General features: G+C 58.0%; 19 protein-coding genes and 1 pseudogene. 17 read left to right on the forward strand and 3 right to left on the reverse strand.

The window, feature by feature from the left end; all coding sequences use genetic code 11:
• The first annotated feature begins 731 nt into the window (after positions 1-731).
• Positions 732-1,604 carry a DUF7973 family transport facilitator gene (locus tag ACOYW2_RS18095; RefSeq protein WP_482419381.1) on the forward strand — a complete coding sequence of 291 codons (873 nt, stop codon included), beginning with the start codon at positions 732-734 and terminating at the stop codon, positions 1,602-1,604.
• Between the two features lie 201 nt (positions 1,605-1,805).
• Here the strand turns inward: ACOYW2_RS18095 and ACOYW2_RS18100 are convergent, their stop codons facing one another.
• Complete coding sequence (locus ACOYW2_RS18100; protein WP_482767444.1) at positions 1,806-2,174, reverse strand: LysE family translocator; 369 nt, start codon at positions 2,172-2,174, stop codon at positions 1,806-1,808.
• Between the two features lie 44 nt (positions 2,175-2,218).
• Positions 2,219-2,557: pseudogene (locus ACOYW2_RS18105) on the reverse strand (LysE family translocator); the annotation flags it as partial.
• Between the two features lie 299 nt (positions 2,558-2,856).
• On the opposite strand from ACOYW2_RS18105, the gene ACOYW2_RS18110 reads away from it, so the two are divergent.
• From ACOYW2_RS18110 to ACOYW2_RS18185, 16 genes are all read left to right on the forward strand, one after another.
• Complete coding sequence (locus tag ACOYW2_RS18110) at positions 2,857-3,201, forward strand: hypothetical protein (protein WP_482419383.1); 345 nt, start codon at positions 2,857-2,859, stop codon at positions 3,199-3,201.
• 293 nt (positions 3,202-3,494) lie between these two features.
• The gene (locus tag ACOYW2_RS18115) at positions 3,495-3,848 is read left to right on the forward strand and encodes a DUF805 domain-containing protein (RefSeq protein WP_482767445.1); all 354 of its coding nucleotides are present in this window, start codon (positions 3,495-3,497) and stop codon (positions 3,846-3,848) included.
• Between the two features lie 645 nt (positions 3,849-4,493).
• Positions 4,494-6,548, forward strand: a complete 2,055-nt coding sequence (locus ACOYW2_RS18120) for a methyl-accepting chemotaxis protein (protein WP_482767446.1) — start codon at positions 4,494-4,496, stop codon at positions 6,546-6,548.
• A 341-nt stretch (positions 6,549-6,889) separates the two neighbouring features.
• Positions 6,890-7,504, forward strand: coding sequence for a MotA/TolQ/ExbB proton channel family protein (locus ACOYW2_RS18125; protein ID WP_482767447.1), 615 nt, complete (start codon positions 6,890-6,892; stop codon positions 7,502-7,504).
• Entirely contained in the window at positions 7,501-7,911 is a 411-nt protein-coding gene (locus ACOYW2_RS18130; RefSeq protein ID WP_482767448.1) for an ExbD/TolR family protein, read from the forward strand. Before ACOYW2_RS18125 ends, ACOYW2_RS18130 begins: the two co-directional genes overlap by 4 nt.
• A complete protein-coding gene (locus ACOYW2_RS18135) occupies positions 7,908-8,627 on the forward strand; it encodes an energy transducer TonB (RefSeq protein WP_482767449.1) in 720 nt (239 codons plus the stop codon). The genes ACOYW2_RS18130 and ACOYW2_RS18135 overlap by 4 nt, the downstream gene beginning before the upstream one ends.
• A 266-nt stretch (positions 8,628-8,893) precedes the next feature.
• Positions 8,894-9,490 (forward strand): FmdE family protein, encoded by a 597-nt coding sequence (locus ACOYW2_RS18140; RefSeq protein WP_482767450.1) that lies wholly within the window; start codon positions 8,894-8,896, stop codon positions 9,488-9,490.
• Between the two features lie 120 nt (positions 9,491-9,610).
• Complete coding sequence (locus ACOYW2_RS18145) at positions 9,611-10,168, forward strand: TonB-dependent receptor plug domain-containing protein (protein ID WP_482767451.1); 558 nt, start codon at positions 9,611-9,613, stop codon at positions 10,166-10,168.
• Entirely contained in the window at positions 10,102-11,673 is a 1,572-nt protein-coding gene (locus tag ACOYW2_RS18150) for a TonB-dependent receptor (RefSeq protein ID WP_482767452.1), read from the forward strand. The genes ACOYW2_RS18145 and ACOYW2_RS18150 overlap by 67 nt, the downstream gene beginning before the upstream one ends.
• Before the next feature lie 289 nt (positions 11,674-11,962).
• Positions 11,963-13,030, forward strand: a complete 1,068-nt coding sequence (locus ACOYW2_RS18155; RefSeq protein ID WP_482767453.1) for an FmdE family protein — start codon at positions 11,963-11,965, stop codon at positions 13,028-13,030.
• A 9-nt stretch (positions 13,031-13,039) separates the two neighbouring features.
• Positions 13,040-13,642: a flavin reductase family protein gene (locus ACOYW2_RS18160; protein ID WP_482767454.1), complete on the forward strand. Its 603-nt coding sequence runs from the start codon at positions 13,040-13,042 to the stop codon at positions 13,640-13,642.
• Positions 13,643-13,763: 121 nt separating this feature from the next.
• Complete coding sequence (locus ACOYW2_RS18165) at positions 13,764-14,312, forward strand: dTDP-4-dehydrorhamnose 3,5-epimerase family protein (protein ID WP_180140356.1); 549 nt, start codon at positions 13,764-13,766, stop codon at positions 14,310-14,312.
• A gap of 490 nt (positions 14,313-14,802) precedes the next feature.
• Positions 14,803-15,582, forward strand: a complete 780-nt coding sequence (locus tag ACOYW2_RS18170; RefSeq protein WP_482767455.1) for a hypothetical protein — start codon at positions 14,803-14,805, stop codon at positions 15,580-15,582.
• Between the two features lie 292 nt (positions 15,583-15,874).
• Positions 15,875-16,474 (forward strand): hypothetical protein, encoded by a 600-nt coding sequence (locus tag ACOYW2_RS18175; protein ID WP_482767456.1) that lies wholly within the window; start codon positions 15,875-15,877, stop codon positions 16,472-16,474.
• Positions 16,475-16,845: 371 nt separating this feature from the next.
• Positions 16,846-17,742 (forward strand): Ntn hydrolase family protein, encoded by an 897-nt coding sequence (locus ACOYW2_RS18180; RefSeq protein ID WP_482767457.1) that lies wholly within the window; start codon positions 16,846-16,848, stop codon positions 17,740-17,742.
• Between the two features lie 293 nt (positions 17,743-18,035).
• Positions 18,036-18,854, forward strand: coding sequence for a class I SAM-dependent methyltransferase (locus ACOYW2_RS18185; RefSeq protein WP_482767458.1), 819 nt, complete (start codon positions 18,036-18,038; stop codon positions 18,852-18,854).
• Positions 18,855-19,045: 191 nt separating this feature from the next.
• On the opposite strand, the gene ACOYW2_RS18190 is transcribed toward ACOYW2_RS18185, so the two are convergent.
• Entirely contained in the window at positions 19,046-19,360 is a 315-nt protein-coding gene (locus tag ACOYW2_RS18190; RefSeq protein ID WP_482767459.1) for a CC/Se motif family (seleno)protein, read from the reverse strand.
• Positions 19,361-19,704 lie beyond the last annotated feature (344 nt).

A 19,704-nucleotide genomic window follows, 5' to 3' on the forward strand; every position in this document is an offset into this window, starting at 1 on the left:
ATGCCTGTCTGAAATGCCTATACATCCCCAAACACCCATCCCCAACGACCCGTCATCGCCCATAACTTACTATTTTCCACAGGTTTTACGGCCCAAGAGATTTCCCCGCCCTTTGTCCACTCACATCACCTATGTCCCATAAAGTATACTGATCCCTTTGAGGGGCCCTTGCCTCTTTTTACGGGCGTGCTCCCCAAAGACGGAGGCCGTTAGCCTGTATTTCCTATTCCCCACGTCACGTTCCATCTCGCAAACACACTGCAAAGCGACGTTTTTACCCGCGACTGAAAATACACCATATGTTTAAGCCCGCGCAAACCCCACCCATTCCATGTTTTAGCCCGCGCTCATTTTCATATCACTCAGCAAAATCAATGATCTACCCGCAACACCCCCCGGATATTTGACACCAAAAAGAGTGCGACTATAAGCTCGATTCACGATCAGATCAGCTGCCGGATGCACGGCACGGTACCTGAGCGGGGAGCACGCCCACACGTGGTTCCAGAACCCCGCAAGCGTTATCGCCAAAACCCATTCAGCGTAAACGCATTGGGTGCGAACCCACTCAAGGTACCGTTTCCTGCCCCCGGAGTCCCGCCCTTCACTTCCTCCATCCCAGGGGACGGGAATCCTCCATCCGGAGGGCAGGAACCTATCCGCCACGCAACGGAGAGGGCCCCGGCATGGATCGGTCTTTATGAACAGAATCATGCAACAAAGGAGTCATTATGTTTTCAGCAACGGGTGTTTTTATTTCATTTGCCAGCGGTATTTTAGGCGCAGCCTTTGGGGCCGCCACCTCATTTTCCCTCGTGGGCTTCCTTGTCCTGGGCGGGGTCTTCATTCAAGCGGCATCGGGTTCCGGCGATTTCCTCTCCACCATCTCCTTTGGGGTATGGGGCCCCCATGTGGGAGGGTTTGCAGCCGGTGTGGCAGCGGCGGCCTATGCCGCCAGCAAAGGTGAGATCAACGGCGAGGGCAAGGACCTCAACAACGCGCTCATGGGCCTGAACCGGCCCGACGTGCTTCTGGTCGGCGGCATCTTCGGCATCGGCGGCTATCTCATCAACCTGCTGGTCTCCATGCCGGGCCACTGGACGGACACCGTGGGCCTCACCGTCGTGCTCTCCGGCATCGCCAGCCGCCTCCTCTTTGGCTCCAGCGGCCTTTTTGGCCAGGTCCCCAGCGATGAATCCCGCTTTAAGCCCAAAGACGGCCTTACCCCCCTTCAACTGGCCCTCATCGGCCTGGGTGCAGGAACCTTTTCAGCCTACGCCGCCCTTGAGGTGGCTAACGGCGCAGGGATCCCCCTCTGCTTCGGCCTTGCCGCCGCAAGCCTTCTCTTCGGCCAGTTCGGCCTCAACGTACCGGTGACCCACCACATCGTCATGCCCGCGGCTGTGGCCGCCGCAGCCAGCGGAAGCGTTGTCTGGGGAGCGATCTTCGGGGTAGCTTCCGCCATCCTCTGGGACATCATCGGCAACCTCTTCAACACCTGGGGCGACACCCACATCGACCCCCCGGCTTTCGTTATCTTTACCATGACCACCCTGTCCATCGTGTTCCAGAACAACGGGGTGTATGCCATGTTGGGACTCTAAACGGCCCTCTTTGAGGACCGGCCCCGACACACAGGTATGCCCCTCCGACCGCTGACACACACACCACAGGCGGCACGGAGGGGCATACCATCCCTTACCCCGGACATTTCATGGAAAACGTTAAGGTAAGCCACCACATCTGCAACTCTGTGGGTCCACTCGACCCGTGAATAATCCGGGTTAACGAAAGAGGGAAAAAAATCACATGGCCGCGGCGCACAGCCCCGTTGCAATCAGGATGCCTCCGGAGACATAGCCTGCCCACCTTCCCGTACGAGCCCGCCCAGGCCCCGTAATCCGCTTCAGCTGCCTTGCCATGGCCATGTACATAAGAAGATTCAAGGCGGCAAGGCCCAAAAAAGTCACGCCCATGATCAGGAACTGAAGAGTTGCGGATGTGTCGCCGGAGACGAATTGAGGCATAAAGGAGGAGTAAAAGATCACCCCCTTGGGATGAAGGGTGTTGAGCAGAAAAGCGTTAAAGAACAAGGACCGTGTGCTCTTACGGCCTGTGGGCAGAACCACAGATTGATTGACCTCGGTGATACGGCGCCTGCGGGCCTTTGCCATGATCTCCACGCCGACAGATAACCGACAGAACCAATCCCCAGCCATTTCACGATGGAAAAGGCAACGGCGGATGTGGCAAGAACAAGCCCCACCCCCACCAGAGAGAGGGACATACAGACAAGGTCCCCGGCCAGCACCCCAAAAGCAACAGGAACACTTCTCCTGAGCCCCAGGTCCGTCACCTTTGCCACCACAAAAACCACCGTGGGTCCCGGCACCACCAGAACCACCGAGGCCGTCACCACAAAAGCCACCCAGATATGAAACGCCATCACCACCTGCCTTTTTGTTTTTTTGGTATACCAACCCGACCAATCACCGTGGGCAATCGGCCGGAATAGTGCTATTGACCCCATCTCCAAAGGCCTTGCGACCTGCGCCATTACACCCAAAGGATTGACCGACTATTCTACTCAGTCAACAAAAAGATATATTAACGCGATATTTATTTCACAATCATTAGTACAAATCTCAACACCACCCTTTTTTCAATCAGGACTGAGGGCACCCCTGCCAAAGGGGACGTTTTCTCTGGCTCAATCGTCCGAACAAAACGACAGAACTTGATTTATACCCAACCACATGAGATAGTTACAGACAACCCACGCCATCCAGAACCGTTCAATGCAACCACCCTGCGCGCCGTCTCCCAAACCCAACCCTTCCAGCAAGGAGTTTGACCATGTCGTCCGAACATATCGTCAATTTTGCCTGGCCCGAGGTCAGCAGCACCCTGTCCGTGGCAGCCCTGGTGCTGGCCCTGGCCGTGTTTGTCTTCGGGTTATTCAGCGGCGTGCGGGCCAACAAAGCCCGCATCGTCTTTGCCGTGATCCTGGCCGCGCTCATCGGCTGGTTCACCATGCCCCTGGCCGTCAAAGCTGCCGAAACCATGCACATCCTGAGCACAAAGGCGGGGGGAATGATCCTCGTCACGGCCATGATGGTGTTCGTCGCGGTCATTGCCACGAGCATCTACGAGATCATCACCGTGACATTCCCGGACATCGGCATGGCATCTAAAAAATAGCGTCCCCTCGCGTTCCGAAACTTTACTCTCAAACCCGTCAATCAAAAACATCTATCCCCGCCTCCCCCACCTTTCAACAGCCCGCCGCCACAGCTATATCGATCCGCCAGACAACAAACCACCCCCACACACTTTACTCACTACGTCGCAATTATCTATTGATCATCACTACTCAAACGAGTACAATTATAGACTAAACACAGCCCCCCCCCAGAAGCCCCATACGATAAAGTCCCACATGATATGGGACCCCACACAATTCCACAGAAACGAGACCACCTAAGGAGAAAGCCATGAAATGGTTTGTCGAAGTCCTGAAAAAGTATGCGGTATTCACCGGACGAGCCCAAAGAAAAGAATACTGGATGTTTGCTCTCATCAGCACCCTGATTGCTTTTCCCCTCCTGTTCATAGATTTGGCGACCGGAGGCCCGGCTTTCCTGAGCAGCCTGTATTGCCTTGCCCTATTCCTCCCAAGCCTTGCTGTCAGCGTACGTCGCCTCCACGACATCGGCAAAAGCGGCTGGTGGATCACCATCAACATGGTCCCCTTCCTCGGTGCCATGATCTATCTTATCTACCTGATCACAGACAGTATGGATGAGGGGAACCCGTACGGCCCGAATCCAAAAACGACCGCGGCCTGATCCCCACTAAAAAAAACGACCGGGGTGGGGCCCGTATCTGCGATACGCTCTCCACACCCCGGTTGCTCCCCACACGGTGGCCACCTCCTGACCAACGCATCCGGGCACCCTGCTACGCCTACTCCCACGAAATCTTGTCCATAGCCCCATCAAACGCAGTGAGATGCCATGCAAAACAACGCATCCTCCCACGCCGAATCACGCAAACCTAATTTAGGTATTCTAATGTTCGTGCCGATATATCAGTTTTAAAAACAGCAAAGGGTCATCACCGATGCCCGAAACGGTTTTTTATTTAAGATATGTCAGGCACCCACATGGTAAGACCACATCATCTGCATGCAACGCCCCACGGCACCCCGGCCCACATTCTCCACGAATTGTGTGAGCCCCCCTGAGCCCTTGCGCCAATTTCAGCAAAGCACATGTTTTTTTCATTACGAACAAAGGGGCGTTAAAGCGCTCCAGGACTGAAAACAGGGCAAAGAAGCCCTGTTGAAGCGCCGCCACATGACTGCACAAGACCACGGAGCAAACAGGCCGTTGGGTCATCTGCCCAAGCCCGCCAGTTTTTCCGCACACCGTCGGGCTTGAGGCGGCTTGCCCTCCCTTTGAAGGGAGCACGCCAGGCGGCAGGGGGAAAAGATGGGTTTAGGCAAAAACAGCTTAAGACGAAAAATGCTGGTTGTGTTCTGTTCGGTGGCGTTGATTCCGTTTATTGCCGCGGTTTTCTATATCACATACAAGGCCGGGACGGCCTCCGGCCAAGAGGCCCGTGAAAAAGTCGAAGAGATCGCATACCGGTACGGCAGTGAAATGCAGCGCGCACTGGACAAGGCCATGGACGACACCCGCACCCTGGCCCGGATCATGGAAGGGGTGGTCCGCCACCGCCCGGCTGTTGATCGCAACATGCTGGATGACATGCTCAAAAGCCTGCTACAGGATGATAAGCGCTACCTGGGCATCTGGGCCATCTTTGAGCCGAACAGGCTTGACGGCAGGGACAAGCACTACGCCAACACCACCTGGCACGACGACTCGGGGATCTACTACCCATACTGGTACATGGAAGACGGCAGGGTTGCCGTCACCGTCAACGACGACTACACCGAGGCCGAGTACTATCAGCTCGCCAAGGTATCGGGAAAAGAGACCGTTCTTCAGCCCTATGCCGAAGAGGATACGGGAAACATCCTCATGACCAGCGTTGCCGTGCCCGTCAAGGAAAACGGAGCGGTCATCGGCGTCGTGGGCATCGACATTGCCCTCACTGAGCTGGAGCGGGCCATCTCCACCATCAAGCCCTTTAACACCGGCCACGCAGTGCTGGTGGAATCTAACGGGGTAGTCATTGCCCATCCCGACAAGGAGTCCACGGGGACGAGCCTTGCCGAGGCCGGGGCACCGAAAGAACTCCTTGCCGCCGTCCGCAAGGGAAAGGAGTATGCCCTGCCCGGCACCCAGGCTGGATATGGCCACGGAGCCTACATGTTCTTCTCCCCCTTGCGCATCGGCAAGGCCGATACCCCATGGTCCTTTGCCATCAGCGTGCCCCTGGCCACCCTCGGTAAAGATGTCCGGCAGATCAGGCGCATCGGTTTTGTCTCCTGCCTGATCTCTGCCTGCCTGGTGGTGGGGGCCATTGTCCTCCTGTCCGGTGGCATTGTCCGCCCCATCAACGCCGCCTTAGAAGAGCTTAAAGACATTGCCGAAGGAGAAGGAGACCTCACCCGAAGGCTCCAGGTGGACTCCCGGGATGAAACCGGCCGGTTTGCCCGATGGTTCAATGTCTTCATCGACAAACTCCAGGGCATCATCACACAGTTTAGCCATTGCACCAACGCCCTCGGCAGCTCGGCAGGAGGTCTGCTTTCCATCTCCTCGGAACTTGCGTCCAACGCCGAAGAGACGTCCAAAAGCTCCGGCCTGGTTCTGACCTCGGCCAACGCCATGAAATCAGACCTTGAGCAGGGAGCAGCAATGATCAGGACGTCGACGGACAACATGGCACGGGTCGCCGCAGCCATCGACGAAATGGCCGCTACGGCCACGGGCATCTCAGCCCATGCCGAGAATGCCACAACGGTCTCGGACAGAGCCGCTTCCCGGACCCGGGCAGCCTCGGACACCATGCACGACCTGACCCTGGCCGCCGAAGAGATCGGCAAGGTCACCGACGTCATCACCAAGATCTCAGAGCAGACCAACCTCCTGGCCCTCAACGCAACCATTGAGGCGGCCCGGGCCGGTGAAGCGGGAAAAGGATTTGCCGTGGTGGCCCATGAAATCAAGGAACTCGCCTCACAGACAGCCCTGGCCACAGACGACATCAGGGGAAAAATCGAGGGGGTCCAGGGGCTCGCCAGGGACGCAGCCCAAGGTGCCGATGAGGTCGCGGACATCATCACCACCGTCAACGAAACCATCACCGATATCGCCGCAGCCGTGGAACAGCAATCCAGCGTGACCGCCGAAATCGCCGAACACATTGCCCGGGCATCCGAGGGCATCGAAGACACCGCCCGCCGCGTAACCACCAGCAGGGATGCTTCGACGAGCATCACCCGGACCATCTCCGATATCACCCTTTCCTCACAAGGAGTCACGAAGATCAGCGCAGCCGTCAAGACCCGGGCCACAGAGCTCAACGCCCTCACCAAAGAGCTGGGAGAAATAGCCGACAACTTCAAGATATAACTTACAAAAGGCTTTCAGATTCCGTTCCGGAGGCCGCTGTCTCCGTCATCCGCCCCTTCGGATTTTCGGTGGCAGACATGGAGATATGGCGGCCGTGGCCCGGAATACGGCTCTTTTTTCCTGTTGACAGGGTTATCAAAGTATGAACAATTGTTTTGTACTCAATACTCATCAGGAAGATGAGATGTTTTATCGCCGTTCCTAAGCTGTTTTTAGTTTCCGTACACATACATTACGCATCAAGCCAACCAAGCCACGAAGGCAGGCGAATTCTAGTTCGCCCTGATTTCGTGGCTTTTTTATTGTTTGCCCGCATGGCGCGGGAAGCAGGTGAGGTTCCTATGGTGTCGTTTCTCTTGAAAGGCGGTGTTCTGGTCATCCCCATCGGGCTCTGCTCGGTGGTGGCACTGGCCGTGTTCCTGGAGCGTTGGCTCTTTTTTGCCCGGCTCCGCACACACGATAACGGGCTGGTGGAAGCCCTGTGCAAGACGGCCCACGAACAGCAGGTGCCCCGGAGCGCCGATCGTTCTTACCACACCCAGAGCGCCCTGGGGCGCCTGCTCACCGAAGTACTCTCCGTACAAAACTGCGATGAACCGACGCAGCAGGCCGCCATCCGGGAGGCCTACGCCCTGGAGAGCCGTCTGCTGGCATCCCGGCTGCAGCTCCTGGCCACAATCGGCAACATCGCCCCCCTGCTGGGCCTTCTGGGCACCATCACCGGAATGATCAAGGCGTTTATGGTCATCCAGCAGACCGGGGGCAAGGTGGATGCCGCAGCCCTGGCCGGAGGCATCTGGGAGGCCATGCTCACCACGGCCCTGGGCCTTTCCGTGGCCCTGCCCGTCATGGTGGCCCACAGCTACCTTGTGACCCGCAAAGAGAGTCAGGAGGCCTATCTCAAACGCGGCATGGTCCGTTTTTTAAAAGAGTTGAAAGGGACGGGCGCCCCATGAGCGACCTTGCGGACACCGGAGCAGAAACCGGGTCGGTCCAGCCGCCCTTGACGGCCCTCATCGACATGGTCTTCATGCTCCTCATCTACTTTCTCCTCACCATGGGGTTCATGACGGATGAAGGCATCGGCATCAAACTGCCCGAGGCCAAAGAGGCTGTACAGACCCTGCCGCGGGACCTGGTGGTGGCCGTCACCGAAGACGGGGCATACCTCTGGGAAGGAAACAAGATCACCCTCTCCGAGCTGGAGGAAGCCCTGAAGGCCACCCCGGACCTGACCCCTGAAACGCGCCTGGTCATCCGCGCCGACCGGGGCGCCAAAGTCAACAGCGTGGTCCGGGTCATGGACCTGGCCAAGGCCGTGGGGGCCGCGAGCTTCTGCCTGGCCACGGAGACCGAGCCATGAAAAAACACACCCAGACCACATGCACACTGGCCCTCTCCCTTCTTCTCCACGCAGCCATCCTGTGCATCCGGGGACCGGAAAGCCTTGAGGCTGAAAAACTCCACGTAACCGGGGAGTTCGAGCTTCTCTCCCTTCAGAAAGAGACAAAATCCGGGCCCAAGGCCCCAAAACCCCACACGGCTCCGCCCCCAGAAGAGCGCCCCGTCAAAAGACGCCGCATGGTCAAAGCATCCCCTGAAACACCCGTGATGCGCCCGCCGGACCAAGCGCCCCGGGTGGCCCAAAGCACACCGGTTCCAAAGCCTCCCCAGCACACCTGTGTGACCGAGGCATCGCCCACGCCCCCTGCCGCCGAAGCGAATGCAGAATATGCCGACGCACCACCATCAAGCCCTGCGGTGGATATGTCCGGGCCCTCCCGTGCGGAGCTCCTTAACCTCTATGCCGCGCAGGTGCGCCATCGCATTGAGTCTCAAAAAACCTACCCGCAACGGGCCAGAAGGCAGAGCATGGAAGGGGCTGTACGGCTGCGGTTTGTCCTCTCCCCCACAGGGGACGTCCAGAAGATCACCATCATCCGAGGCAGCCGGTTTGCCATGCTGAACACGGCGGCCAAAAAGGCGGTGCTCTCCGCCGCGCCGTTCCCGGTGATCCCCGGCGCCATGCAAAAAGAACCCATCAGCCTGGAGGTGACCCTGTGTTTTGAACTGACATAAAAAAAAGGAGACAGTCCGGCTCCGGCAAGAGATGAGGACTGCCTCCTTCTATTTAATCAGACACTCTCCCCCGAAGGGAGGGCCCGGATTATTCCTACCATCCGTTTCCTCCCTTCGTCAATCCATGATGACCCAACTTATCGCACCAAGCGATGCGGGAGAACTGCGCCCGCACCACCGATAACGGGGCCTGGGGCCCGGGCTTTTTTTCTCGGGCATGCCGAGGCCTTACAAACGGCAACGATAAACGGAAGAGAGGACACACCATGAACACTCTGGAAGACGATGTCAGACGATGCGTGGATTTTCACGGCCACCTCTGCCCGGGCCTGGCCCTGGGCATTGTGGCGGCCCGTGCAGGCCTTGAGGAACTGGGCGTGGACCGGTCCCATGACGAAGAGGTGGTCTCCTGCCTGGAGACCGACGCCTGCTGCGCCGATGCCGTGCAGGTGATCTCGGGCAGCACCTTCGGCAAAGGCAATTTTATCTATAATGACGTGGGCAAGGTGGCCATGACCTTCATCAGCCGGGACAGGAAGGCCTCGGTGCGGCTCTGTCTCAAACCCGGAGCCATCAGGCTCTCCGACGCGCACCGGGCCCTCATGGACAAGGTGATGGGCCAGGGCAATCCCACGGAGGCCCAGCACAAGGAGTTCTGGCGACTCCACAACCAGCGCGCCGAGGAGATTCTCCGCACGCCCTGGAGCGACATTTTTTCCATGACCACCGTTGCACCGGCCATCCCTCCCAAGGCCGTCATCGAACCGTCCGCCCTCTGCCACCGGTGCGGCGAACCGGTCATGGCCTCCAAGCTCAAAGAGATCGACGGCAACGCCCTCTGCCTCACCTGCCGCAGCGCCTGACCTCCGGGCAATGCGGCAACCCTTTTCACTCACCCAACACGGAGGCTTTGTAATCCCTTGAAACACGCAACACAGATTGGTTTGACACGCTTGTGCCTGGCCCTTTTGGTGGTCCCGTGCATGGCATGGTCCGACGGCCTGAACGATTCCGCCCCCCTGGCCCTGGAGGACGTGACGGTCCAGGCCCCCCGGCCCGCCACCGCCAAGCCCGAGATCGTCACCCGAGAAGAGATGGAGCAACCCAGCGTATCCGATACCATCCTGGAGGACCTCATCCGGATCCCCGGAGTCCAGCTGCGGCGCACAGCCGTTTCGGGCAACGAAAACGGACAACTCCGCATGCGCGGTTTTGACGAGACCCGGCTCCGCATCCTGAAAAACGGCGTCCCCATCCATCGCGACGGCTCCTACGGCAACGGCCCGGTGGACTGGAGCACCCTCAACCCCAACAGCGTGGAGAGCGTGCGGGTCTACAAAGGCGCCGTACCCGCCAAGTATGGCAACACCCTGGGGGGCGTGGTGGATATCCACCCGATCCCCGGACAGGCTGGAGACCGAAATCCGCGGGCCTTCATCGCAGCCATGCCACCCATGAAGAGGTCCTCACCCACATGGGGCGCAACAGCTACGGAAGCTGGTTCGTCTCAGGGGGCCACTACGAAACCGACGGGTTCCTGAGAAACAACACCGTGGACCGCAACCACGGGGAGCTGGACCTCTCGGTCAACCTGCCCATGGGCCTCAGCGCGGGGGCCGGTGTCTGCTGGAGCAAATACGAAACCGGGATGCCCGTTTACAACCGACCGAACAGCCCCACCTACGACGGGGGAGAACCCGACGCTGACGAGCGGGAGCTGGGCGGCCCCTCCATCTCCAGCAGGCTCATCAACGGCGCCCAGACCTGGGGAGACGGCAGCTTTGCCGAGGATGAAAACACCCGCGTCACCGCCTGGGTCGAAAAAGAGATCCAACGCGGGCACCTTCGCCTGGACTACCTCACCTGGAGTCAGGACCGGGAAGAGACCTACGTGGACGCCGCAGACCCCTCCAAAGTAATCTACAAGCGGGAGACCGAAGCCGAGCCGGGCAACTGGTCCCTCCAGGCCGAAGGGGAGCTTACCTTCGGCAACCACACCATCGAGACCGGAGGCGAAACCCGGAGGCTTGGCTGGGGAGACCAGACGGTCACCGAGATCGACACCAGCTATTTCAACGGCTCCATCCACTCCCCCTATTTCGCCTTCATCAAAGAGGGTTTCAAGGGCCAGGAAGAGGTCATCGACACCCATGCCCTCTACCTCCAGGACACCTGGCGCGTATCCCCACGCTGGACCCTTGAGGCGGGCCTGCGCCAGGAGTGGTTCAAGGCCGATGCCATCGTCCCTGAAGCCTTCGGATTTCCCGCCGCAGCCACCCCAACGGACCTGTCAGAATCCAACCTGGCCCCCCGGGCCGCCCTCTCCTTCCGGCCCTGGAAGGGCGGCGAGCTCTCCTGCCGCCTGGGCATCGCCCATCGCTACCCCACCTCGCCGGAGTACTTCTGGTGGTACCTCAACCGCAGCACCGGCTTTTTCAACACCGAGCTTGCCGTGGAAGAGGCCCGGCAGGCGGAACTGGGCTTCACCCAGGAGATCGCTCACGCCTTCACTGCCGAGATCCGGGGCTACCACTACGACATCGACGACTACATCGCCTCCACCATGGTCCCGGGCACGGGCACTGTCATCTACAACATCGACGAGGTCACCATCCAGGGCGCAGAGCTCGCCCTGTCCGCCCCCCTGCCCTTTAACCTCTTTGCCTGGGGCAACCTCACCTGGCAGGAAGGCGACACAAAAGGCGATCCCTGGGACAGGGAAAACAGCCTGGAAGGCCAGATCCCGGATTTTCCGGAAATCATGGCCAACGCAGGTCTCGACTACCGCCTTGACGACCGCTTCACCGCAGGGATCTCCGTCCGGCACGTGGGCGAGCGGGACCACCTCAAAGGAGCCACCCTGGAAACCCTGGACGCCTACACCGTGGTGGGGCTCAATGCCTCCCTCAGGCTCTTCCAGAACAAAATAACCACCCTGCGCCTCCTGGCCTCGGCAGACAACCTCTTTGACGAAGAATACGAAGAAGAGGCCGGCTACCCCATGCCCGACGCCACCTACACCGTGGGCCTGAGCGCGGTGTTTTAAAGCTATCCGCCGGAGCTGCCTCCGGCGGCGAGGTGAGCCACCTCGAAGCACATCGCCTTGCGCTTTGTTCCTCGTTCGGCCAAAGCGCAAGGGCCTTCGGCTCGGGCTTCGCCCGACAGAAAAACCAACACCCATAAATTCCTACTATCCTTCAGCCCATTGAGGCTGGGCGACAGGAGGGATGCTACTGGAAAGTTTTTGCGGAGCTTTTTTCAAAAAGCGACCCGCCGGAGACCATGTTGAGATGAATCGTTATTTGTAATCAACGCATGCCTAAAGGAGAGAAAACATGAAAAAATGGTGTATCGCAATGCTTGTCTGGTGTGTTGCAACGGGCCTGAGCGCCCTGTCGGCCCATGCCATGGGGGGGCACCAGCCTACCCTGGGGCAGCAGGCCCTGATGCTGGCCATGACCACCCTGTCCGCCTCCCCGGCCGACGAGGGGCTGGCTCTGGTGACCAACGCGGGATACGTGGACCACCAGGGCGAGCCCACGGGAGAGATTCTGGACACGGTGACCCGCCTGAGCGCCATGGGCCGGGGCAAGGGAAACCTCTTGAGCGTCCACGCCCGGCGCGATGCCCCGCTGTTCATGGTCTTCGTGCATCAAAAAGGGCCGGAGGAGCTCGCTGCGGTCTCCATCACCGCCACCGGGGACCAGCTGGAAGCCTCGGAGGTGTTTAACCTGTGGGTGGGCGTGGGGACCTCCTTTGAGCCCTTCACCAGGATCCTGGGCTCCCGGGCCTTTGCCGTGGCCACTCTGGCCAACGCCTTTTACGACGGCATCCCCGAGTCCCTGGTACAGGCCGCCCTCTTCCACGATCACTTCTGCTGCGGCGTGGCCTCCGGCTACTTCACCGCAGGCTTCATCCTGGACCAGCGCCCCTTGCGGGACGGCGAGTCCTACACCTACATGGGCATTCCCACCTGGTGCCAGGACGACTACATCACCCATGCCCTCAACCTCACCCCGGGCAAAAGGCGCTACCTCTCCATGGCCTACCCGAGCAGGCGCCCATGGCAGACCGCAGAAGGCTCCTGGGAAAACATCGGCGGCGTCATCATCCGCTTCAACAAAGCCACCCAGAAAGGCGATGCCACGGTCCTGCGCTATCAATGGCAGACCGACGCCTTTGTGGAAAGCCTCGGGCTCTCACCGGACGAGCTCGACTGGCACAAAGATCTCTGGCTCCACGCCTGCTACAACCGCTACGTCTTCCAGAATCCCCACGCCCCCGAAGATTTCCTCTCGGTGCACAAAACCGTGGAACTTACCTCCCAGGCGGATTTCGACCGTCTCACCCGCCTGGGGGCCAACCCCCTGGCCGTCATCCTCGGCAAAGACACCGAGTGGTAAGGAGGCCCCATGATCTTAAAACCGTTCATGCGGGAAGGCATCATGCCCCTTCCCGTGAGTTTCATCTCCACCGTAAGCGCAGACGGGGTGCGGAACATCGCCCCCTACTCCTGCATCATGCCGGTCTTGAGGCCCCTGGACCTCATCTGCTTTGCCTCGGCCGAAAACCGCGACACCCTGAAAAACATCCGGGACACCGGAGAGTTCGTCATCAATCTGCCCGGGGCCGACCTCGAAGACAAGGTGATCCCCACAGCGCGGATGAGCGCCCCTGAAATCGATGAATTCGACGTTGCGAATCTTTCGGAAAAGCCCTCCCAAACCATTAAAGCTCCTGGCATCAAGGGATGCTACGCCTGGATGGAGTGCCGCCTGGAAAAGGAGTTCAAGGAGGAAAGATACAGCCTTGTCATGGGAAAGGTGCTGCATCTGGAGGTGGCCGACGGGGTCCTGGACGACACCCTTCACCTGGACCCCATGGCCGCAGCGCCCCTGATGATGACGGGCAGCAAACAAGGGATGCACTTCTGCACCATCCGGGAAACAAAGGGCTTCGAGCCCTTTTCCGCCATGTTCCCGTCGGGCGTGGACCCGATCAGCACAGCAGGGTAGAGGCAATAAAACAGACTCGGTTTCATCGCAACCAGCTTTCAAGGTGGCACACCTTGCCACCGGAGGCAGCTTTTTTTGAGCTGACGACTTATAACTGACCATTGACAAAAAAGGAGACACCATGGCCCAGGTTCTGAGCATGAACGAATACGATGAAATGGACCGTCCCAGGATCCAGACCCTCCCTGGTTTTTACGGCGAGTCCCTCATCGAGGGAGTCGTCATCAAATCGTTGGATGTCTTTTCCGATGAGAGAGGATACCTCATGGAGATCATGCGTTTTAACGATGAGTCCATGAACGCCGGGGAAATCAAACAGGCCATCGCCTCGTATTCCCACCCCGGCATGGTCAAGGGCTGGCACCTCCACTCCGTGCAGGAGGACCACCTGGTCTGCGTCACCGGCATGATCAAGCTCGTGCTGTACGACTACCGGGAAGCCTCCCCCACGTACGGAGTGCTCAACGAAATCTTCATGGGAGAGCGCAACCCCCGGGCCGTCTTTATCCCCCCGGGAATCTTCCACGGCACCAAGAACATCGGCAGCGGCATCTCCCTTGTCATCGGCATGCCCTCGGTCTACTACGACCCGGACAACGTGGATGAACGCCGGTTAAGCCCCACGGACAACGACATCATCCCCTACGACTGGGAATGCCGCCTGGAGTAACGGCGTAAAGACTCGGGCATGGTGCCCTGGGTGCACCATGCCCGGAAGTAAAAAATCGGAAGAACTGTTCAGTTGCATTCTATGGTTAAAGTGAATGGATAAAGCAGGCCTCCGGCGGCCAGGTGGGGGCACCTGGAAACCCTATGGCGAATGCATGAAGGCAGCCATTATGCAACGTTATCGGGGCATTCGCGGGATGTGTGACATCTGGCAACCGTCTTTGCAGGAGAGGCCCATTTCACTCCTTCTAAAAACACGATGAAGAACTTTGGGATTCGCTTGACTTTAACCGGAATAACTCCAACGGATCGCTTTAAAAAAAACTCCGCAAAAACGTTCCGGCTGAATGTCCGTTATGTGGAAACTTTCGGCCGGTCCACATCGTTGAAGACCTGTTCGTTAAATGTTTAAAACGTATCGGTCTTGCAGGGCCGCCGGAGGCTGTTTGTTGGAGCTGAACAGATACAATCACAGCCATAAGGAGCTCATCATGCACACACCCCGGGGATTCTTCGTGCTTTACCAGCCCCCTTACCGAACCCCTTGCGTTTTCGATCTCAACGCCCGCGGCATGTTCCCCCAGCGCCCCCCGGTGACCCGGGCCTGGGGTATGCGCGCCGTTGTCGCCGAGGACCTTCGGGTCGTCCTCCAGGTCCTACACCTTACCGAAAAGCAGGCCGTGGACCCCGCCACCGGCCGAACATACCCCTGGAGCGTCACCGAGATCCTCATGGACCTGCCGGGCGACCTCGCCCTGCCGCCGGAAGCCCTTGAAGAGAAAATCCCGGACAACGCCCTCCGCCAGGGCATTACCGATGAGTTCACCACCTGGCGTACCGGGTACGTCCCCGCAGGAGACAACGGGTCCCCGGACATGGAGGCGCTTTCCCGCAAACTCACAGCAGGCCTTGCCGAAAGCAAGGGTCACCTGCGCAGCGAGCTGGCGCGCCGCAATGCCCCCTGGATTTATGCGGCGCTGCCCCGCCTTGTCCAGGACTTCAAACGCGGCCTCTACCTCCGCGTGGCCGACACCCTCTACCCCGATTACCGCAACCGGGGCGGCGAGGACACCGAAGAGGCTTTCCTCAAAAAGGCCATGCTCTTTCAACGGATTTACGACACCAACGGCACCCCGGGGACCAAGCCCGACGGGACGTCCTGGAAAGATGACGACGAAGCCTGGGAGTGCTGGATCGGCTGCGCCGGAGACGAAGAGGAGGCCAAGCGTGTCTGCCAAACCCTGGAGGCGATCCTGCGCCCCGAAGTCTGACATAGTTAGCCCGGGCAGTTCTCGAGCGGGTGCCCCATAGCCAAGATAACATCATACGTGTTCACGATTAGCCGTTTTCCCATAAACGATCGGGGAGAGGCGCCCCCCCCCTTTTTGACCGGGAGTGTCCACAGGAAAAAGCCCTTCGAAAATCCGTTTGCAAAACAGGGGGGCCTGGTTTATTGCTTAACCAGCCCGGGACGGTCCGTTGCGACCTTTGCAGACACCCGGGGAGCCTTGATAACACCATACAGGGCTCCCCACCACACGGCACACACGGAGGGTTGCCCCCATGGAAGACAACGCAAAAAAACCAGCGCGCAGACAACCCAGATCGGATTTCACCGATGCCGTCGTCTCCAACAAACGGGGTCTGCCCCACCTGTCGGAAAAGCTGGCCGACATGCTCAAATCCAGCGAAGATGCTAAGAAACGAAAAATCTCCTACAGCATCTCCTCCCTGTCCCAGACCCTCATCAAGACCCTCTCCGATGAGGCCGGGGCCACCCAGGGACACCTCGTGGACCTGGCCCCCTTTCTCTTCGGCGCCGTCCTTGAAGATGCCATGGAGCGGCGCAAAGAGGCCCTGGACACCCTGACCCTCCTCACCGGTCAGATCAAAAGCAGCCTCAAGGCCTTTTCCGCCCAGGCCCCCCACCTGGCCCCCTATGCTGAGCACATCGCCGCCATGGTCACCGAGCTCTGCGCCATGGAGCAGGACGCCGTGGCCTCAAAGAACCATCAGGGCGTCTCACAGGAGAACCACCCTCTCCTGTCCGCTGTTACCCCCGGCGACACAAAGCCCCCCTACTACAAAGAGATCGAGGCCCTGCTCTCCAGAGAGAGCCGCCTGGAAGCCCTGTTTCAAGCCGCCACCCGGGATGCCGATTAGCCCCGTTCCACACCACCTCCCGCCCGTCCCACACCTTCATCCGGCCACACCGGCCAAGCCTCATCACCGCATATTGGTGCGACCAAGCACACTAAAAGCCACATACAAGTGCGAAAATAACCTTGACAAGTCATGACACCCCACCTTAATACTATCATAATTGAATTGCAGATATTGGTTTTGACCCGAGAGCGCAGACCACAGTAAGCCGAAGCCCGGACAAGCAGCCACTTTTCGCACTTATCAGCCTCATTAAGCCTTTACCGGTGCGACAGGTTCAAGAAAATACCGTTTACAGGGCACTCCCCACGCCCCAGACAAACAGGAGCCCATCACTTTTTTTAACAGCCACCGCATCACAAGGAGACCCCATGAAACGTCTTACCCGTTCCCTTCTTATTACCGGCCTTGCCCTTTTGTGCGCTTCAGGAACGGCCCTTGCCTGCACCAGCTTTGCCGTCTACGCCCCCCAACCCATCTACGGCATGAACTTCGACTATGCCCGATTCCCCATGAAACTTCGCATCGTCACAAAGGGAGACCTGCGCACCTTCCACCTCGCCTTTGAAAAGCAGCTCGGCAACCAGCGCTTTTTCGCCAACACCGGCGGCATGAACAGCAAAGGCCTCTTCTACGCCTGCCAGGAGTTGCATCCCTTCGATCTCAATCCACCCGAACCCGGAGAGGGCAACCTGCCCTTGTACCTCCTCAACACCATGCCGGAACGTGTCCACACCGTCAAAGAGATCGAAAAAGCGTGCGATGGTACCCACCTGATCCAGCTCAAGGGGGTCACCATCCATACCCTTTTTGCGGATATGACAGGCAGGGCCATGGTGGTCGAAACAGGAAAAAAACAAAACATCCTCAGCCACATGACCGGCAACTATATCGCCATGGCCAACTTCCCCAACCACACCCTCAAGGGGATAACGTACACTGAGGCCAAGGGGCTCGGAGACTGGCGCTATAAAATCACCTGCCGATACCTCGAAACGTCCCAAACGGACTTTTCTGTCAACAACGGGCTCACCCTTCTTGAAAAGGCCCAGGACAGGGACCCGATGCACTCCACCGCCTGCTCCATGGTCTTTGCCCCGGCTACCAGCAATGTCTACATCGCCTTTCACGCGGACTTTTCCAAAATCTGGAAGGTCTCCCTCATGGAGGGCACCATCGAGACCTTTCGCGGATTTAAAACCAAAACCAGGCGTCCCTTGGATGAAGACGGCCTTCTGATCTCAGATTTGATAAGCCAAGCCATCTAACCCGGATTCCCTGAAGGGCCAGAAAAACGACCAGAAAACGACGAATGACATTTTGCATTCCCCAAGCACCTGAGTTTTTCAGATAACAGCCTGCAATCGTACATTATTCATCTGTTTTTTATCGTTTTACCATGAAATATCCGGGCTAAAAGGCGGCAGAGAAGAACCATGCCGTCATCATTGGCAACCACACCCTTTAACCCTGCCTCCGGAGGCCAGCCGGAGGTACGCTGACATGTCGCAGTGAGAGCGTCATGAAACGATTTTTCCGGTCTGTCATGCAAGGAGGTCAAGTGAATACAATTAAACACGGATTAAAGCAGGTAATGATGTCGTTGATCAGCTTTTTATCGTATGGAAAATGGCAGTTTAAAGAAGCGTACAATACGATTTACCAGGGGCAGAATAAAAGCAGCCAATTTATGAGCATTGTAAAAGACGCCTTTGGTGATGAGTTCCCGGAAGATACCGATAATTTCAGTTATGTCACGCTGACCGACTTGAACAATATGGCTGACTTTTCCAAGCTTGAAGAGGGCGATTGCTTTGCCGATCTGGCCTGTGGCCGTGGCGGTCCGGGCATGTGGGTCGCACGTAAAACGAAGGCAAGTCTGACAGGTATCGATATATCCGAAGAGGCGATTACGTCTGCAACACGACGGATCCAAGAATTCGGTTTGGACGGCAGAGCCGAATTTAAAACCGGTACCTTTGAGGACACCGGTTTGGAAACAGAGAGTTGCGACGCTGCGATCTCAGTGGATGCATTGTGGCTTACGCCGGATAGAAACAAAGCATTCGTCGAAATTGCACGTATCCTGAAACCAGGTGGACGCCTTGTTTTTACGTCTTGGGACGGAAATATCCCTTTTACGCCAAGCGACCACAAAGGTGAGCTTGCTGATTCAGGATTTGAGGTTGAGGTTTATAAAGAGACCGAAGGTTGGAAGGAAAGACAACTGGCTGTCTGTGACGGCATTTTGAAATCAAAGGACCAGCTGATAAGGGAGATGGGAAAACGCTGCGCCATGCCCATCATCAAAGAAGCAACATCGACTCCGCCCGTCATGGAAAAAAGCACCCGGATTTTCGTGGTGGCGCGAAAAAAATAGCCCATGCCGGCCCCCCTCCGACACAACGCAAAAAGCCTCCGGCGGCCCTGCCGGGGGCCAAACTCTTGAAAAGTTTGACAAACAGGCTTTGATTACCGGAAAGTTTTTGCGGAGCTTTTTTCAAAAAGCGACCCGCCGGAGGCAACTGCATTTTTAAATGCATTGGCCCTTTCGCCCTTCACCTTTAGCCTTTAGCCTTTCAATACCACCGCCCCCACGCCCCTCACCACAAGCTCCCTGAAAATCCACTTCTTTTCAAGGCCGATGGTAATGACGCCATCCTCGGGTTCCATACCCTCGGGGTGCCAGACGGTGATCCCGGAGACGCGGGTGGTGGTGTACGACTCAGTATGCAATGGGGTTCCCCGACGGACCGCCGGGGTGCGGGTGGAGACCTGCCGCATGGCGCATCAGCCCCCCGAAGCGTGGTGGGTTTCCATCCAGACCGTGACCTCACGGCCCTTTTTGACAATGTAGTCCTGTGCGTCCGAGGTGATCTCAAACATAAAAAGTCTCTCCTGCATCAAGGGGTGTAATCCTCAAGGACAAATCCTGCGAGAGCTGATTATAGGCACACACGCAAAAAAAGAAAACGCCTTCCCCTTTTTCAAGGCAAAACGCCTCCCTTCAAAGAAAAAAAGAACGCTTCACCCTCCCACAAAACAGATTTAAATCCAGACAGTTACGCAAAACCCCCAAACACCGTTGCGGCAACAACCCTCTTTCCCCTTTCCATTGCCCGAAACCGTCTGTATATACCAGCCCATCTTCCGTTGCTCCCCCCTTGAAAAGGGCCGGGTAACGGCCCTGTTCAGAGCCCCCTTCGTTGCCCCTGAGTATGGAATGGAAC

The sequence above is a fragment of the Desulfoluna sp. CLI2B genome (genome assembly GCF_056847375.1).

Bases quoted from the DNA above. Each gene is read 5' to 3' on its own strand.
- ACOYW2_RS18100 (WP_482767444.1), bottom strand. From the start codon at position 2,174: ATGGCAAAGGCCCGCAGGCGCCGTATCACCGAGGTCAATCAATCTGTG.
- ACOYW2_RS18110 (WP_482419383.1), top strand. From the start codon at position 2,857: ATGTCGTCCGAACATATCGTCAATTTTGCCTGGCCCGAGGTCAGCAGC.
- ACOYW2_RS18145 (WP_482767451.1), top strand. From the start codon at position 9,611: ATGGCATGGTCCGACGGCCTGAACGATTCCGCCCCCCTGGCCCTGGAG.
- ACOYW2_RS18150 (WP_482767452.1), top strand. From the start codon at position 10,102: ATGGGGCGCAACAGCTACGGAAGCTGGTTCGTCTCAGGGGGCCACTAC.
- ACOYW2_RS18130 (WP_482767448.1), top strand. From the start codon at position 7,501: ATGAGCGACCTTGCGGACACCGGAGCAGAAACCGGGTCGGTCCAGCCG.
- ACOYW2_RS18160 (WP_482767454.1), top strand. From the start codon at position 13,040: ATGATCTTAAAACCGTTCATGCGGGAAGGCATCATGCCCCTTCCCGTG.
- ACOYW2_RS18095 (WP_482419381.1), top strand. From the start codon at position 732: ATGTTTTCAGCAACGGGTGTTTTTATTTCATTTGCCAGCGGTATTTTA.
- ACOYW2_RS18175 (WP_482767456.1), top strand. From the start codon at position 15,875: ATGGAAGACAACGCAAAAAAACCAGCGCGCAGACAACCCAGATCGGAT.
- ACOYW2_RS18155 (WP_482767453.1), top strand. From the start codon at position 11,963: ATGAAAAAATGGTGTATCGCAATGCTTGTCTGGTGTGTTGCAACGGGC.
- ACOYW2_RS18170 (WP_482767455.1), top strand. From the start codon at position 14,803: ATGCACACACCCCGGGGATTCTTCGTGCTTTACCAGCCCCCTTACCGA.
- ACOYW2_RS18165 (WP_180140356.1), top strand. From the start codon at position 13,764: ATGGCCCAGGTTCTGAGCATGAACGAATACGATGAAATGGACCGTCCC.
- ACOYW2_RS18180 (WP_482767457.1), top strand. From the start codon at position 16,846: ATGAAACGTCTTACCCGTTCCCTTCTTATTACCGGCCTTGCCCTTTTG.
- ACOYW2_RS18135 (WP_482767449.1), top strand. From the start codon at position 7,908: ATGAAAAAACACACCCAGACCACATGCACACTGGCCCTCTCCCTTCTT.
- ACOYW2_RS18115 (WP_482767445.1), top strand. From the start codon at position 3,495: ATGAAATGGTTTGTCGAAGTCCTGAAAAAGTATGCGGTATTCACCGGA.
- ACOYW2_RS18140 (WP_482767450.1), top strand. From the start codon at position 8,894: ATGAACACTCTGGAAGACGATGTCAGACGATGCGTGGATTTTCACGGC.
- ACOYW2_RS18120 (WP_482767446.1), top strand. From the start codon at position 4,494: ATGGGTTTAGGCAAAAACAGCTTAAGACGAAAAATGCTGGTTGTGTTC.
- ACOYW2_RS18125 (WP_482767447.1), top strand. From the start codon at position 6,890: ATGGTGTCGTTTCTCTTGAAAGGCGGTGTTCTGGTCATCCCCATCGGG.